14 protein-coding genes and 1 riboswitch are annotated in these 15646 nt (G+C 49.7%); all 14 genes read left to right on the top strand.

What is annotated here, in order from left to right:
• The first annotated feature begins 25 nt into the window (after positions 1–25).
• The 14 genes from pyrR (at position 26) to cysC (ending at position 15591) form a co-directional block, all read left to right on the top strand.
• The gene (pyrR, locus tag BAMF_RS28725) at positions 26–571 is read left to right on the top strand and encodes a bifunctional pyrimidine operon transcriptional regulator/uracil phosphoribosyltransferase (protein ID WP_003154392.1); all 546 of its coding nucleotides are present in this window, start codon (positions 26–28) and stop codon (positions 569–571) included.
• A gap of 155 nt (positions 572–726) precedes the next feature.
• Complete coding sequence (gene pyrP / locus BAMF_RS28730) at positions 727–2037, top strand: uracil permease PyrP (RefSeq protein ID WP_013352192.1); 1311 nt, start codon at positions 727–729, stop codon at positions 2035–2037.
• A gap of 143 nt (positions 2038–2180) precedes the next feature.
• Positions 2181–3095 (top strand): aspartate carbamoyltransferase catalytic subunit, encoded by a 915-nt coding sequence (locus BAMF_RS28735; protein ID WP_013352193.1) that lies wholly within the window; start codon positions 2181–2183, stop codon positions 3093–3095.
• Positions 3079–4365 carry a dihydroorotase gene (locus BAMF_RS28740; protein ID WP_013352194.1) on the top strand — a complete coding sequence of 429 codons (1287 nt, stop codon included), beginning with the start codon at positions 3079–3081 and terminating at the stop codon, positions 4363–4365. Before BAMF_RS28735 ends, BAMF_RS28740 begins: the two co-directional genes overlap by 17 nt.
• Positions 4362–5456 carry a carbamoyl phosphate synthase small subunit gene (locus BAMF_RS28745; protein ID WP_013352195.1) on the top strand — a complete coding sequence of 365 codons (1095 nt, stop codon included), beginning with the start codon at positions 4362–4364 and terminating at the stop codon, positions 5454–5456. The genes BAMF_RS28740 and BAMF_RS28745 overlap by 4 nt, the downstream gene beginning before the upstream one ends.
• Positions 5441–8656, top strand: a complete 3216-nt coding sequence (gene carB / locus BAMF_RS28750) for a carbamoyl-phosphate synthase (glutamine-hydrolyzing) large subunit (protein WP_013352196.1) — start codon at positions 5441–5443, stop codon at positions 8654–8656. Before BAMF_RS28745 ends, carB begins: the two co-directional genes overlap by 16 nt.
• Complete coding sequence (locus BAMF_RS28755) at positions 8653–9423, top strand: dihydroorotate dehydrogenase electron transfer subunit (protein WP_013352197.1); 771 nt, start codon at positions 8653–8655, stop codon at positions 9421–9423. The genes carB and BAMF_RS28755 overlap by 4 nt, the downstream gene beginning before the upstream one ends.
• A complete protein-coding gene (locus BAMF_RS28760; protein ID WP_013352198.1) occupies positions 9423–10358 on the top strand; it encodes a dihydroorotate dehydrogenase in 936 nt (311 codons plus the stop codon). Before BAMF_RS28755 ends, BAMF_RS28760 begins: the two co-directional genes overlap by 1 nt.
• Complete coding sequence (gene pyrF, locus BAMF_RS28765) at positions 10327–11046, top strand: orotidine-5'-phosphate decarboxylase (RefSeq protein ID WP_013352199.1); 720 nt, start codon at positions 10327–10329, stop codon at positions 11044–11046. The genes BAMF_RS28760 and pyrF overlap by 32 nt, the downstream gene beginning before the upstream one ends.
• Positions 11043–11675, top strand: a complete 633-nt coding sequence (gene pyrE / locus BAMF_RS28770; protein ID WP_013352200.1) for an orotate phosphoribosyltransferase — start codon at positions 11043–11045, stop codon at positions 11673–11675. Before pyrF ends, pyrE begins: the two co-directional genes overlap by 4 nt.
• Before the next feature lie 102 nt (positions 11676–11777).
• Positions 11778–11882, top strand: a riboswitch (SAM riboswitch).
• A 126-nt stretch (positions 11883–12008) separates the two neighbouring features.
• Positions 12009–12710, top strand: a complete 702-nt coding sequence (locus tag BAMF_RS28780; RefSeq protein WP_013352201.1) for a phosphoadenylyl-sulfate reductase — start codon at positions 12009–12011, stop codon at positions 12708–12710.
• A 12-nt stretch (positions 12711–12722) separates the two neighbouring features.
• The gene (locus BAMF_RS28785; protein ID WP_013352202.1) at positions 12723–13787 is read left to right on the top strand and encodes an inorganic phosphate transporter; all 1065 of its coding nucleotides are present in this window, start codon (positions 12723–12725) and stop codon (positions 13785–13787) included.
• A gap of 48 nt (positions 13788–13835) precedes the next feature.
• Positions 13836–14984, top strand: a complete 1149-nt coding sequence (sat, locus tag BAMF_RS28790) for a sulfate adenylyltransferase (protein ID WP_013352203.1) — start codon at positions 13836–13838, stop codon at positions 14982–14984.
• Positions 14985–14997: 13 nt separating this feature from the next.
• Positions 14998–15591 (top strand): adenylyl-sulfate kinase, encoded by a 594-nt coding sequence (gene cysC / locus BAMF_RS28795; protein WP_013352204.1) that lies wholly within the window; start codon positions 14998–15000, stop codon positions 15589–15591.
• Positions 15592–15646: the final 55 nt, after the last annotated feature.

Below are 15646 nucleotides of genomic sequence, written 5' to 3' on the forward strand. Positions count from 1 at the left end.
ATATACGAATGGAGAGGTGTCACGAGTGAATCAAAAAGCTGTTATTCTCGACGAACAGGCCATCAGACGGGCGCTGACAAGGATAGCCCATGAAATGATTGAACGGAATAAAGGAATGAATGACTGCATTCTTGTAGGGATTAAAACAAGAGGCATTTATTTAGCAAAGCGGCTGGCCGAACGGATTGAGCAGATTGAAGGGAATCCGGTCACCGTGGGAGAAATCGATATTACCCTTTACCGTGACGATCTGACGAAAAAAACGAGCAATGAAGAACCGCTTGTAAAAGGTGCGGACATTCCGGCCGATATTACAGATCAAAAGGTCATTGTGGTTGATGATGTGCTTTATACCGGCCGGACGGTGAGAGCGGCGATGGATGCACTCGTTGATGTCGGGCGGCCGTCATCGATACAGCTTGCCGTGCTTGTCGACAGAGGGCACCGGGAGCTGCCGATCAGAGCGGACTATATCGGGAAAAACATTCCGACCTCAAAAGCTGAAAAAGTGATGGTTCAGCTGAGCGAAGTTGATCAGACTGATATGGTCGCCATTTACGAAAATGAATAATCACCCTTTTTAAATGCATTCCAGAGAGTTTGCGAAGAGGATTTTAAAACACAAAGCCGGGCGGATCGACGCGGCCGGGTTTTGTATGCCTCTTTGCAATAAAAGCAAAGAGGTTTTTTTATACCATTTGAAAGTCAACCGGGAGGAAACACGCCATGAGTAAGAAAAAAGTAAACCTGGGAGTCAGGGACGTCCCCAATCCATTGTCTTGGCTGTCATTCAGCCTGCAGCATTTATTCGCCATGTTCGGCTCAACCATTCTCGTGCCGAAACTGGTCGGGATGAGCCCGGCAGTCGCGCTTGTCACAAGCGGAATCGGAACACTCGCTTACCTCTTGGTGACAAAAGGCCGGATTCCCGCTTATCTCGGCTCATCATTCGCTTTTATCTCACCGATTATCTTGGTGAAAGCGACGGGGGGACCGGGGGCTGCCATGGTCGGCGCTTTCCTGGCGGGAATTGTGTACGGGCTGATCGCGCTCCTTATCAGGCAGCTTGGAACGGGGTGGCTGATGAAGCTGCTGCCGCCGGTGGTCGTAGGGCCGGTCATCATCGTCATCGGACTCGGACTGGCAAGCACAGCCGTCAATATGGCAATGTATGCCGATCCGAATGCGAAAGAACTCGTCTACAGTCTGAGGCATTTCAGTGTAGCCGGTGTCACCTTGGCAATCACCATTATCTGCGCCATCTTTTTACGGGGATTTTTAAGCCTGATCCCGGTATTGATCGGCATTATAGGCGGCTATCTGTTTGCGCTGACACAGGGAATCGTCAATTTCCAGCCGGTCATTGATGCAAAATGGTTCGCCGTTCCTGAATTTATCATACCTTTCAAAGACTATACGCCGTCAGTGACATTGGGCATTGCGGCTGCGATGGTGCCGGTCGCTTTCGTGACGATGTCAGAGCATATCGGCCATCAAATGGTGCTGAGTAAAGTTGTCGGACAGGATTTCATTAAAAAGCCGGGGCTGCACCGCTCCATAATGGGGGACAGTGTTGCGACGATCATCGCTTCGTTAATCGGCGGCCCGCCGACGACAACGTACGGCGAAAACATCGGTGTACTGGCAATTACAAGGGTTTTCAGCGTCTTTGTCATCGGCGGCGCGGGTGTGATTGCGCTGTGCTTCGGATTTATCGGCAAAGTTTCAGCGCTGATCAGCTCTGTTCCGTCCGCAGTTATGGGCGGCGTTTCCTTCCTGCTCTTCGGAATCATCGCCTCCAGCGGCTTGAGAATGCTGATTGACAACAACATTGATTATGAAAACAAGAGAAATTTAATTATCACATCCGTCATCCTCGTGATCGGCGTCGGCGGTGCTTTCATTCAAGTATCAAAAGGCGGGTTTCAAATATCCGGCATGGCGCTTGCGGCAATCGTGGGAGTCATCCTGAACCTTATCCTGCCGCACACAAATGATGAAGACGCGGACGCAGCAGAACAACAAAATCATATGTAAACCTTTTAAAGAAAGTCCAGAGAGGCTTGGAAGGGTTATAACGGGAAGAAGCTGTACGCTGCTTCTCTCTTTAACCGCACCCCGAGTCTGTAGGCCGGGGTGTTTTTTTACGGCCTTCAATCGGAAACGGAGGAGAAAAAAACATGAATCATTTAACGGCGATGTCTGAACTGAGCACGGCTGAAATTACAGAATTGCTGCGTGAGGCAAAAGCGATAAAAGAGGGAACAGAGTGCCCCGATCTCTCGGGAAAATTCGTTGCGAATCTGTTTTTTGAACCAAGCACGAGAACGCGGTTCAGCTTTGAAGTGGCGGAAAAAAAGCTCGGTATGAACGTGCTCAATTTAGACGGCACGAGTACAAGCGTTCAAAAAGGCGAGTCTTTATACGACACGATCAAAACACTGGAAGCAATCGGAGCGGACGCCTGCGTCATCAGGCACAGCACGGATGAATATTACAAGGATCTGACTGGCAAAGTAAATATTCCGATCTTAAATGCGGGCGACGGCTGCGGACAGCATCCGACCCAATCATTGCTCGATCTAATGACGATTCAAGAGGAATTTGAGAATTTTCAGGGTCTGACCGTTTCCATTCATGGCGATATCAAACACAGCAGGGTGGCAAGGTCAAATGCCGAGGTGCTGACAAGGCTCGGCGCACGCGTGCTGTTTTCTGGTCCGCCGCAATGGCAGGATGAGAACAACTCCTTCGGCACCTGTGTTCAGACGGATGAAGCCATACAAGCTTCAGATGTCGTCATGCTGCTCCGCATTCAAAATGAAAGACATCAGACAGAAGCGGACCAAAAAGGCTACCTGGAAGCATACGGGCTGACCGCAAAGCGTGCGGAAAGCATGAAGCGGCATGCCATCATCATGCATCCCGCACCGGTAAACAGAGGGGTCGAAATTGACACAATTATAGTGGAATCCGGAAAATCACGAATATTTAAACAAATGGAAAATGGTGTGTATATCAGAATGGCAGTCTTAAAAAGAGCACTGCAAACCAATGCGAAAAGGGGAGAAGCGGCTTATGTCTTATCTCATTAAAAACGGCTGGATGTTAAATGAACAGGGAGAAAAAGTGGCGCAGGATATCCGGGTAACAGGAGAAATCATTGCGGAAACCGGCATACTGACGGCAAAAGACGGGGAAACCGTGATCGACGCTTCCGGTCTGTTCGTCTCACCGGGGCTCGTAGACCTTCATGTACACTTCAGAGAACCGGGCGGTGAGAAAAAAGAAACGATTGAAACGGGCTCTAAAGCTGCGGCGCGGGGCGGTTTTACCACTGTCGCCGCCATGCCGAATACAAGGCCCGTGCCGGATACGAAGGAGCAGATGGAATGGCTGCAAAACCGGATCAAAGAAACCTCATCTGTCCGGGTTCTTCCTTACGCTTCGATCACGATCAGACAAACCGGCGAACAAATGACAGATTTTGAGGTGCTTCATGAAGCCGGCGCATTTGCTTTCACCGATGACGGCGTCGGCGTTCAGACTGCCGGAATGATGTATGAAGCAATGAAACGGGCGGCTTCAATGAATAAAGCGATTGTCGCTCATTGTGAGGATAACTCACTGATTTACGGCGGAAGCGTACATGAAGGTGCTTTTTCAAAAGCGAACGGCCTGAATGGCATACCTTCCATTTGTGAAGCGGTACATATCGCTCGTGACGTGCTGCTGGCGGAAGCGGCGGGCTGCCATTACCATGTGTGTCATATCAGCACGAAAGAATCCGTCAGAGCCGTAAGAGACGCAAAAAAAGCGGGAATTCGCGTGACAGCCGAAGTGTCGCCGCACCATCTGCTGCTTTGTGACGAAGATATCCCAGGGCTTGATACCAATTTTAAAATGAATCCGCCGCTTCGCAGCAAAGAGGACAGAGCGGCACTGATTGAAGGGCTATTGGAAGGCACGATTGATTTCATCGCCACTGACCATGCGCCGCATACCGAAGAAGAGAAAAACACGGACATGAAGCTTGCGCCTTTCGGTATCGTCGGTTTAGAAACAGCCTTCCCGCTTCTGTACACACACTTTGTGAAAAGCGGATCGTGGACGCTGAAGCAGCTGGTTGACTTCATGACGAAAAAACCTTGCGAGGCGTTCGGTCTTCCGTACGGAACGCTTGCACCGGGCGCGCCGGCTGACATTACCCTGATCGACCTGGAAAAAGAAGCGGCAATTGACAAAGATACATTTTTATCTAAAGGAAAAAATACGCCATTCAACAAGATGAAGTGCTTCGGCTGGCCTGTCGCAACGATGGCTGGCGGGAAGCTTGCATACGAAGAAGGGAGACTCGTCAAATGAAAAGAAGACTAGTGCTGGAAAATGGAGCGGTATTTGAGGGGGAAGCATTCGGGAGCCTTGAGCATACCGCCGGTGAAGTCGTATTCAATACGGGAATGACCGGTTATCAGGAAATTTTATCAGACCCTTCCTACTGCGGGCAGATCGTGACGCTGACGTATCCTCTGATCGGCAACTACGGGATTAACAGAGATGACTTTGAATCCATTACTCCTTTTGTAAAAGGGCTGATCGTAAAAGAATTGTGCGAGCTGCCATCCAACTGGAGATCGGCTTACACGCTTGATGAGTATTTGAAGATGAAAAATATCCCCGGCTTACAAGGGATTGACACGAGAAAGCTTACAAGAATGATCCGCACGGCAGGTGCATTAAAAGGAACGTTTGCATCATGTGAGGAGAATGTCGAAGCGGTTCTTGCACTTCTGAAAGAAACGGAACTTCCGAGAAATCAAGTCGCTCAAGTATCAGCGAAAACGGCATATCCGAGTCCGGGCCGCGGAAAACGCATCGTACTCGTTGATTTCGGCATGAAGCATGGCATCTTAAGAGAATTAAACAAACGAAAATGCGATGTCATCGTTGTGCCATACAATGTAACGGCGGAAGAAGTGCTTCAGCTGAAGCCGGACGGCATTATGCTTTCTAACGGACCCGGAGATCCGAAAGATGTGCCGGAAGCGATTGAAATGATAAAAGGCATACTCGGGAAGGTGCCGTTATTCGGAATCTGCCTCGGCCACCAATTATTTGCACTGGCATCCGGAGCGGATACGGAAAAAATGAAATTCGGACACAGGGGCTCCAACCATCCGGTTAAAGAGCTTGCGACCGGGAAAGTCGCTTTAACCGCCCAAAACCACGGATATACAGTCTCTTCTATAGACGAGACAGAGCTTGAAGTGACACATATTGCGATTAATGATCAAACGATCGAAGGTCTCAAGCATAAAACATTGCCGGCATTTACGGTTCAGTACCACCCTGAAGCTTCACCGGGGCCGGAAGATGCCAATCATTTATTTGACAGATTCATCGACTTGATCGAAACAACTGAGAAAGAAGGGGAAGCGGCATGCCAAAACGCGTAGACATTAAAAAGATATTAGTGATCGGATCAGGCCCGATTATTATCGGACAGGCGGCGGAATTTGATTATGCGGGCACACAAGCGTGTCTTGCTTTAAAAGAAGAAGGCTATGAAGTCATTCTCGTCAATTCAAATCCGGCAACGATTATGACGGATACGGAAATGGCCGATCGGGTATATATCGAACCGCTGACGCCGGAATTTCTCACGCGTATTATCAGAAAAGAACGGCCGGACGCCATCCTGCCGACTTTGGGAGGACAGACAGGGCTGAATCTTGCAGTCGAGCTGTCTGATCTCGGGGTTCTTGCAGAATGCGGGGTGGAAGTGCTCGGCACAAAGCTGTCAGCCATCCAGCAGGCGGAAGACCGCGACTTGTTCCGTACGCTGATGAATGAGCTGAATGAACCGGTGCCCGAAAGTGAGATTATCCGCACTTTGCAGGAAGCCGAGGAATTTGTCAGCCGGATCGGGTTTCCGGTTATCGTCCGCCCCGCTTACACATTAGGCGGAACGGGCGGCGGCATCTGCTCAAATGAAGCGGAATTGAAGGAGATCGTCGAAAACGGATTAAAACTAAGCCCCGTTCATCAATGCCTTTTGGAAAAAAGCATCGCCGGTTACAAAGAGATCGAATATGAAGTCATGAGAGACAGCAGAGATCATGCGATCGTCGTCTGCAACATGGAAAATATCGATCCGGTCGGCATCCATACGGGTGACAGCATCGTCGTTGCTCCGAGTCAGACGTTGAGCGACAGGGAATATCAGCTTTTGCGCAATGTTTCATTAAAGCTGATCCGCGCACTCGGCATAGAAGGCGGCTGTAATGTTCAGCTCGCGCTGGATCCCGACAGCTTCCAATACTACATTATCGAAGTGAATCCGCGGGTGAGCCGCTCATCTGCCCTCGCTTCAAAAGCAACGGGTTACCCGATCGCAAAACTTGCGGCGAAAATCGCAGTCGGGCTTTCTCTTGATGAAATGATGAACCCCGTAACGGGAAAAACATATGCGGCTTTTGAGCCCGCGCTTGACTATGTCGTTTCTAAGATCCCGCGCTGGCCGTTTGATAAATTTGAATCGGCAAACCGCAGACTCGGAACACAAATGAAAGCGACCGGAGAGGTCATGGCCATCGGACGCACCCTTGAAGAATCACTGTTAAAGGCAGTCCGCTCACTGGAAGCCGATGTCTATCATCTCGAACTGAAGGATGCGGAAGAGATTTCTGACGGGCTTTTGGAAAAACGGATCAGAAAGGCCGGAGACGAACGGCTGTTTTACCTCGCTGAAGCTTTCAGAAGAGGCTACACGGTAGAGCAGCTTCATGAGTTTTCCGCAATTGACGTTTTCTTTTTGCACAAGCTCTATAAGCTGGTCGCCTTTGAAACAAAGCTGAAAGCGGAAAAAGGCAGCCTCGCCGTCCTTCAGACAGCGAAGGAACTCGGCTTTTCCGACAAATATATCAGCCGGGAATGGAACATGCCGGAACAAGAGCTGTATCAAATGCGAAAAGAAGCAGCCATCAAGCCTGTATATAAAATGGTGGACACATGCGCGGCGGAATTCGAATCAGAAACTCCGTACTTCTACAGCACATATGAGGAAGAAAATGAGTCTGAGGTTACACCAAGAAAAAGTGTCGTCGTCCTAGGCTCAGGTCCGATCCGCATCGGACAGGGCGTCGAATTTGACTATGCGACCGTTCATTCTGTCTGGGCGATCAAGCAGGCAGGCTATGAAGCGATTATTATCAACAACAACCCTGAGACGGTGTCCACTGATTTCAGCATATCAGACAAGCTGTATTTTGAACCGCTGACGGTTGAAGATGTCATGCACATCATCGATTTGGAACAGCCGGAAGGAGTTGTCGTCCAATTCGGCGGCCAGACGGCGATCAACCTTGCGGAAGAATTAAGCGCCCGCGGCGTCAAAATCCTCGGCACATCACTTGAGGATTTAGACCGTGCGGAAGACAGGGATAAGTTTGAGCAGGCGCTTGAGGCGCTGAATGTGCCGCAGCCGCTCGGAAAAACCGCTGTATCGGTGAGCGAAGCGGTCAAAATTGCCGCATCCATCGGCTATCCGGTTCTTGTCCGCCCTTCATACGTGCTCGGCGGCCGGGCGATGGAAATCGTCTATCATGAAGAAGAGCTGCTTCACTATATGAAAAACGCGGTCAAAATCAACCCGCAGCATCCGGTGTTAATCGACCGTTATCTGACGGGAAAAGAAATCGAAGTCGATGCCGTATCTGACGGCGAAACAGTCGTCATCCCGGGAATTATGGAGCATATCGAGCGGGCCGGCGTCCATTCAGGAGATTCAATTGCCGTCTATCCGCCTCAGTCTTTAAGCGAAGACATTAAGAAAAAAATCGAACAATACACTGTAGCTTTGGCAAAAGGACTCAACATCATCGGCTTGCTGAACATCCAGTTCGTACTGTCGCAAGGTGAAGTGTACGTGCTCGAAGTAAATCCGCGGTCAAGCAGAACCGTGCCGTTCTTAAGCAAAATCACAAAGATTCCGATGGCGAATCTGGCGACAAAGGTCATTCTCGGCCAAAAGCTTGCTGATTTCGGCTACAAAGAAGGGCTGCAGCCTGAACAGCAGGGGGTATTCGTGAAAGCGCCTGTCTTCTCATTCGCGAAGCTGAGAAGAGTGGATATTACATTAGGGCCTGAAATGAAATCGACGGGAGAGGTCATGGGCAAAGATTCAACCCTGGAAAAAGCGCTCTACAAAGCGCTGATTGCCTCTGGCATTCAAATCCCGAATTACGGCTCAGTGCTATTGACCGTTGCCGATAAAGATAAAGAAGAAGGACTTATGATCGCGAAGCGGTTCCACGCAATCGGCTATAACATCTTGGCGACGGAAGGAACGGCGGCTTATTTGAAAGACGCCCGGATTCCGGCTCAGGTCGTCGGGAAAATCGGCGAAGAAGGAAAAAATCTCATCGACGTCATCAGAAACGGTGAAGCGCAATTTGTCATCAATACGCTGACAAAAGGCAAACAGCCGGCCAGAGACGGCTTCAGAATCCGCCGCGAATCCGTTGAGAACGGAGTCGCCTGCCTGACATCTTTAGATACGGCCGAAGCCATTTTGCGGGTATTGGAAAGCATGACTTTCTGTGCGGATCATATGCCTGCATCTGAAACCAATCAAAAGGCGGCTGTCACGATATGAAAAAAGCGCATTTGACTGTTCAATCCAATTCGGAAATTGCCGACCAGATCTATAAGATGGTGCTGAAAGGAGAACTTGTCCGGCACTTTACCGAGCCGGGACAATTTCTTCATTTAAAGGTGAGTGACGCGGTCACGCCGCTTTTAAGAAGGCCGCTCAGCATTGCGGACGTCGATTTCGCCGTGAATGAAGTATCCGTTATCTACAGAACTGACGGTGAGGGAACGCGTCTTTTGTCCGAGAAAAAAGAGGGCAGCATGATTGACGTTCTCGGCCCTCTCGGCAACGGATTCCCCGTCCGGCGGATTGAACCCGGCAAAACCGCGCTGTTAGTCGGAGGCGGAGTCGGGGTTCCGCCTTTGCAGGAACTGTCAAAGCGCCTGACGGAAAAAGGCGTAAACGTCATTCACGTGCTTGGGTTTCAATCAGCAAAGGATGTTTTTTATGAACAGGAATGTCTCGCGTACGGAGACACCTATGTGGCAACGGCTGACGGGACATATGGAGAAAAAGGATTTGTCACTGACATCATCCGCGAAAAGCAGCTCGAATTCGATGTCCTGCTCAGCTGCGGTCCGACACCGATGCTGAAAGCACTGAAGCAGCAGTACGGCCATAAAGAGGTTTATCTCTCGATGGAGGAGCGGATGGGCTGCGGCATAGGGGCCTGCTTCGCCTGCGTGTGCCGTACGGGCGAAAGCGATACATCATATGTGAAAGTCTGCCTTGACGGGCCGGTATTTAAAGCTGAGGAGGTGGCGCTGTAATGTTAGAGGTGAATTTGCCGGGTCTCCGATTGAAAAACCCGATCATCCCCGCTTCCGGATGTTTCGGTTTCGGAAAGGAATATGCCGGATTTTATGATTTATCATGCCTCGGAGGCATCATGATTAAAGCCACTACGAACGAAGCGCGTTTCGGAAATCCGACACCGAGAGTGGCGGAGACAAGCGCGGGAATGCTGAATGCCATCGGCCTGCAAAATCCCGGACTTGAGCATGTACTCAAACATGAGCTGCCTTGGCTTGAACAGTTTGACACGCCGATTATCGCAAACGTCGCCGGTTCTCAGGTGGAAGACTATAAAGAAGTGGCCGAGCACATCAGCAAAGCGCCGAATGTGCATGCGCTTGAACTTAACATTTCGTGTCCGAATGTCAAAACGGGCGGGATTGCTTTTGGCACTGATCCCGCCATGGCGGCCGATCTGACAAAAGCGGTGAAAGAAGTTTCCGCAGTGCCTGTATATGTGAAGCTTTCGCCTAATGTCGCCAACATAACCGAAATTGCCAAGGCGATTGAAGCAGCCGGTGCTGACGGCCTGACGATGATTAATACACTCGTCGGGATGAGGCTCGATCTTAAGACAGGACGGCCGATTTTAGCAAATAAAACGGGCGGACTGTCAGGCCCGGCAATCAAACCGGTCGCCATCCGGATGGTATACGAAGTCAGCCAGGCCGTTCAAATTCCGATTATCGGGATGGGCGGCGTCCAGACCGCGGAGGATGCACTGGAATTTCTTCTTGCCGGGGCGAGTGCTGTTGCAGTCGGCACGGCAAACTTCGTCAATCCGTTTGTCTGCCCGGAAATCATAGAACAGCTCCCTCGTGTGCTGCGCCAATACGGCTTTCAATCTGTAAGTGAATGCATCGGAAGGAGCTGGAAGCATGAAAAACAACCTGCCCATCATCGCGCTTGATTTTGCATCAGGGGAAGAGACTTTAGCGTTTTTAGATTTGTTTGAAAAGGAAAGGCTGTTTGTCAAAACGGGGATGGAACTTTTTTATCAGGAAGGCCCGGCCATCATTCACCAATTAAAAGAACGGAATTGTGACATATTTTTAGATTTGAAGCTTCACGATATTCCGACTACAGTCAATAAAGCGATGAAACGGCTTGCCGGCCTCGGCGTTGATCTCGTCAATGTCCATGCAGCGGGAGGCGCACGGATGATGCGCGCGGCTCTAGAAGGGCTTGAAGAGGGCACGCCGAGAGGCAAAAAACGCCCGTCTTTAATTGCAGTCACCCAGCTGACCAGCACTTCAGAGCAGATGGCGAAGGAAGAGCTTCTGCTGCAAAAGCCGCTTTTAGAAACGGTTGTTCATTACGGAAAAATGGCGGAAGAGTGCGGGCTGGACGGAGTGGTATGTTCGGTTCATGAAACAAAAGCCATTTATGAAGCGGTCCGGCCGTCATTTCTGACAGTCACGCCCGGCATCCGCACCGCTAGTGACGCATCTGACGATCAAGTCCGGACGGCGACTCCGTCATTTGCGAAAGAAAACGGCTCGTCAGCCATTGTCGTGGGCCGCTCAATTACAAAAGCGGAAAATCCCGTTAAAGCATATGAAGCAATTAAACTGGAATGGGAGGGTGTTCGCCGATGAAACAAGCTATCGCAAAACATCTATTACACATTGAAGCTGTCTTTTTACGTCCGAATGAGCCATTTACTTGGGCGAGCGGCATTTTATCACCGATCTATTGTGACAACCGTCTGACATTGTCGTATCCGGAAGTGAGAAATGACGTGGCGGACGGGCTCAGCAAACTGCTGAAAGAGCATTTCCCCGAAGCGGAGATGATCGCCGGAACTGCAACGGCAGGCATTCCGCACGCTGCGCTTCTCGCAGACCGTACTGGCGCGCCGATGTGCTACGTCAGAAGCAAGCCGAAAGCGCACGGCAAAGGAAATCAAATAGAAGGCGCCGTTAAAAAAGGGCAAAAAACAGTCGTGATTGAAGACTTGATTTCTACCGGAGGCAGCGTGCTCGAAGCTGCGGCGGCCCTTCAAAAAGAGGGTGCGGAAGTCCTCGGCGTCATCTCCATTTTTACATACGGACTGCCGAAAGCAAGAGAAGCCTTTAAAAAAGCGGGTCTGCCGTATTACTCATTAACGGATTATGACACGCTGATTGAAGTGGCGCTAGAAAACGGAACGATTCATTCAGATGACGTTGAGAAACTGAAATCATGGAAACAGAATCCCGAGTCAAAAGATTGGTTTAAAAAATAATAATAATAAAAACAGGCCTCAGGGCCTGTTTTTATTATTCCTATCAAAAAACTCGGGTTGACTTCTGTTAGAATTGTGCTAAAATTTAGTACAAATCTAAAAAGCTTATCAAGAGCGGCTGAGGGACTGGACCGATGACGCCCGGCAACCTGCATGTATTGCAAGGTGCCGCATCCAGAAAAATGCACAGCATTTTGAAGATAAGGGCTATATCGGGTCACTGTCTTTCATTCCGCTGGATTGAAAGTTTTTTTATGAAAAAAAGATTGAGGGATAAGACAACCGGCAGAAAACAACAGCTGTTTGATTGTCTCCGGGAGGAGGAAAGAAAAAATGCTAACGTATGACACATGGGAAGAACCGGCGATTACATTTCCGGAAGACGATTCCTATAAAGGCGCGCTATCCGTTTTAAAATGGGCGTACGGCCACTACGGAGACCAGCTTGTTTACGCGTGCAGCTTCGGGATTGAGGGCATCGTCCTGATCGATTTGATTTCTAAAGTGAAAAAAGACGCGGAAATCGTGTTTCTCGATACGGGCCTTCACTTTAAAGAAACCTATGAAACGATCGAAAAAGTGAAAGAACGTTATCCGGGACTTAACATCATCCTGAAACAGCCCGGCCTTACGCTTGAGGAACAGGCCGAGGCTCACGGGGATAAACTATGGGAAAGAGAACCGAACCAGTGCTGCTTCATCAGAAAAATTCTGCCGTTAAGAGAAGCGCTCGCCGGGCGTCCGGCATGGCTGTCAGGCCTTCGCCGCGATCAAGGGCCGAGCCGGGCGAATACGAATTTCCTGAATAAAGACGACAAGTTTCAATCAATTAAAGTCTGCCCGCTGATCCATTGGACATGGAAAGACATCTGGAGATATACATCCAAGCATGAGCTGGATTACAATATCCTTCATGATCAGGGCTATCCGAGCATCGGCTGTGAACCGTGCACTTCACCTGCGTTTACCGCAGAAGATTTGCGCAGCGGCAGATGGAACGGCATGGCGAAAACAGAATGCGGACTGCATGAATAAAGGAGCTGCAAGATGGAATTAGCCGCTATTTTATTCAGCCTGTTTTTTGCCATGAATATCGGAGCCAGCGGAGCCGCAGCTTCAATGGGAGTCGCTTACGGGTCAGGCGCCGTTAAAAAGAAAACGTATGCGCTGATCATCTGCGCAGCCGGCGTCCTGTCAGGGGCGGTTATCGGCGGCGGAGAAGTCGTTAAGACGATCAGCGGCGGAATCATTCCCGAACAGACAATTACGCTCACCATCGTCTGCATTATTATCGGGGCGGCGGCGCTATCGTTATTCACGGCGAATGTGCTCGGCATTCCGCTGTCGACGAGTGAGGTCACTGTCGGAGCGATTGTCGGTGTCGGCGTCGCATACAAAGTGTTGTTTTTACAGCATCTTCTGGTGATCGTGATCTTTTGGGTGCTTGTTCCGTTTGTCGCATTCTGTTTCACGTTTCTCGTATCGAAGGTATTCAGTTATCTGAATATTCGGGTCGTTTCGAATCGGAAACAGAAGATTTTGGGGATTGTGCTGCTTGTTGCGGGGTTTTGGGAAGCTTTTTCAGCCGGAATGAACAACGTCGCAAATGCGGTAGGCCCGTTGGTTGCGGCCGGCGTGCTCAGCGTGTCCAAAGGGACGCTGTACGGAGGCGTATTTGTCGCTCTCGGCGCTCTGCTATTAGGACGCAAAGTGCTTGAAACCAACGGAAAAAAGATTACGAGATTTTCAGCCGGCGAAGGCATCCTGCTTTCCGGAACCGGCGCGGGGCTTGTCATTATCAGTTCCGTCTTCGGTCTGCCTGTCCCTTTGGCGCAGGTGACATCATCATCAATTATCGGTATCGGAATGGCCAAAAACGGGCCGAACGTTTTTCATAAAGAAGTCGTAAAAACGATGCTCAAAGTATGGGTCGTTTCCCCGTTCTTGTCACTGTCGATTTCGTATCTGCTTGTCTCACTGCTGTTAAAAGGAGATTACTATTCCATCTTTATGATGGCCAGCGTGCTTTTGGCATTTGGCGGAGCCGCCAGTCTGATGAAAGCCATCCGAAAAGAGAAACGCTCTGTCCATGAACAAGGCGGGGGCATCTAACTATTAATCTGAGTTTATTTATCTGTTAACTGGGAGGAATAATGAATTATGAGTTTAGCACCGCACGGAGGCACATTAATTAATCGGGTGAATGAGCAGTATGATCTTACATCCGTTCAAAAAGAAATTGAGCTTGATTTGATTTCGTTCGCTGATTTAGAACTGATCGGAATCGGGGGCTACAGCCCGATTGAAGGATTTTTCACAGAAAAAGATTACGTGTCAGTCGTAGAAAATATGCGATTGGCATCCGGTGCCGTCTGGTCTTTGCCGATCACGCTTCCGGTCGATTCGGAAAAAGCGGCTGAGCTTGCCGTCGGAGACACCGTGAAACTGACTTACGGCGGAGAAACATACGGCGTCGTGGACATCGAAGATATTTATACGCCGGATAAACAAAAAGAAGCCGTTCACGTATATAAAACCAATGATGCCGCGCACCCCGGCGTGAAAAAACTATTTTCACGCGGCGATACGTATGTCGGCGGGCCGATCACATTAATTAAAAAAGCGTCAAAGCAGTTTCCGGAGTTTACGTTTGAACCTGCTGAAACGAGACGAAGCTTCGAAGAAAAAGGCTGGAAAACCATCGTCGGTTTCCAAACGAGAAATCCGGTTCACCGCGCTCACGAATATATCCAGAAAACCGCTCTTGAGACGGTTGACGGCTTGTTTTTGAACCCGCTCGTCGGTGAAACAAAATCAGATGACATTCCGGCGGATGTCAGAATGGAAAGCTACCAGGTGCTGCTCGATCATTATTATCCGAAAGACCGCGTTTTCCTCGGCGTATTTTTGGCGGCCATGCGGTATGCGGGACCGAGAGAAGCCATTTTCCACGCGCTTGTCCGCAAAAACTACGGCTGTACGCATTTTATCGTCGGCCGCGATCACGCCGGCGTCGGTGATTACTACGGCACATATGAAGCGCAAGAGCTGTTTGATCAATTTACAGCGGAGGAGCTCGGGATTACACCGATGAAATTCGAGCACAGCTTCTTCTGCCAAAAATGCGGCAACATGGGAACGGCCAAAACATGTCCGCATGACAGAGAAGACCACGTCATTCTGTCAGGAACAAAGGTCAGAGAAATGCTGAGAAGCGGCGTCATGCCGCCGGCGGAATTCAGCCGTCCCGAAGTTGTCGAGGTGTTAATTAAAGGGATGAAAACGAAAGAAGAAGCAGGCGTTTCTTAAGGAGGAAAAAAGAGTGACAAATCGTGATATCGTATGGCATGAAGCTTCAATAACGAAAGAAGAATACCAGCAGAAAAATAAGCATAAAAGCTCTATCCTCTGGCTGACGGGTTTGAGCGGCTCAGGGAAATCCACGATTGCAAACGCAGCAGCGCGCGAACTGTTTGAACAAGGCTATCAGGTCATTGTGCTTGATGGCGATAACATCCGCCACGGTTTAAACAAGGACTTAGGCTTTTCTGATGATGACCGCAAGGAAAATATACGCCGAATCGGGGAAGTGGCAAAGCTTTTCGTTCAGCAGGGCACCATTGTCATTACAGCCTTTATTTCTCCGTTCCGTGAGGACAGAGATCAGGTGAGAGAGCTCGTGGCAGAAGGCGAATTTAATGAAATTTACGTGAAATGCGACCTCGATATATGTGAAAAGCGCGATCCGAAAGGTTTATATAAAAAAGCAAGAAACGGTGAAATCCCGTTCTTTACGGGGATCGACTCACCGTATGAAGAGCCGAAAGCGCCTGAGCTGGTACTTGATTCAGGCAAATATGAACGTGAGGAATGCACCGGCAGACTGATTGATTTTGTGAAAAACAGCTTAGCATAATAAGTCCAAAAAGGCCGCGCAATCAGCCGGATATCCCCGCGAATGGCGGGATATG

This window comes from Bacillus amyloliquefaciens DSM 7 = ATCC 23350 (assembly GCF_000196735.1).
Lineage (GTDB): Bacteria > Bacillota > Bacilli > Bacillales > Bacillaceae > Bacillus > Bacillus amyloliquefaciens.

What these genes read in the sequence shown, in the direction of transcription:
- sat (WP_013352203.1), top strand. Translation starts at nt 13,836, where the DNA reads ATGAGTTTAGCACCGCACGGAGGCACATTAATTAATCGGGTGAATGAG.
- pyrP (WP_013352192.1), top strand. Translation starts at nt 727, where the DNA reads ATGAGTAAGAAAAAAGTAAACCTGGGAGTCAGGGACGTCCCCAATCCA.
- BAMF_RS28780 (WP_013352201.1), top strand. Translation starts at nt 12,009, where the DNA reads ATGCTAACGTATGACACATGGGAAGAACCGGCGATTACATTTCCGGAA.
- BAMF_RS28740 (WP_013352194.1), top strand. Translation starts at nt 3,079, where the DNA reads ATGTCTTATCTCATTAAAAACGGCTGGATGTTAAATGAACAGGGAGAA.
- pyrE (WP_013352200.1), top strand. Translation starts at nt 11,043, where the DNA reads ATGAAACAAGCTATCGCAAAACATCTATTACACATTGAAGCTGTCTTT.
- carB (WP_013352196.1), top strand. Translation starts at nt 5,441, where the DNA reads ATGCCAAAACGCGTAGACATTAAAAAGATATTAGTGATCGGATCAGGC.
- pyrF (WP_013352199.1), top strand. Translation starts at nt 10,327, where the DNA reads ATGAAAAACAACCTGCCCATCATCGCGCTTGATTTTGCATCAGGGGAA.
- BAMF_RS28785 (WP_013352202.1), top strand. Translation starts at nt 12,723, where the DNA reads ATGGAATTAGCCGCTATTTTATTCAGCCTGTTTTTTGCCATGAATATC.
- BAMF_RS28760 (WP_013352198.1), top strand. Translation starts at nt 9,423, where the DNA reads ATGTTAGAGGTGAATTTGCCGGGTCTCCGATTGAAAAACCCGATCATC.
- BAMF_RS28755 (WP_013352197.1), top strand. Translation starts at nt 8,653, where the DNA reads ATGAAAAAAGCGCATTTGACTGTTCAATCCAATTCGGAAATTGCCGAC.
- BAMF_RS28735 (WP_013352193.1), top strand. Translation starts at nt 2,181, where the DNA reads ATGAATCATTTAACGGCGATGTCTGAACTGAGCACGGCTGAAATTACA.
- BAMF_RS28745 (WP_013352195.1), top strand. Translation starts at nt 4,362, where the DNA reads ATGAAAAGAAGACTAGTGCTGGAAAATGGAGCGGTATTTGAGGGGGAA.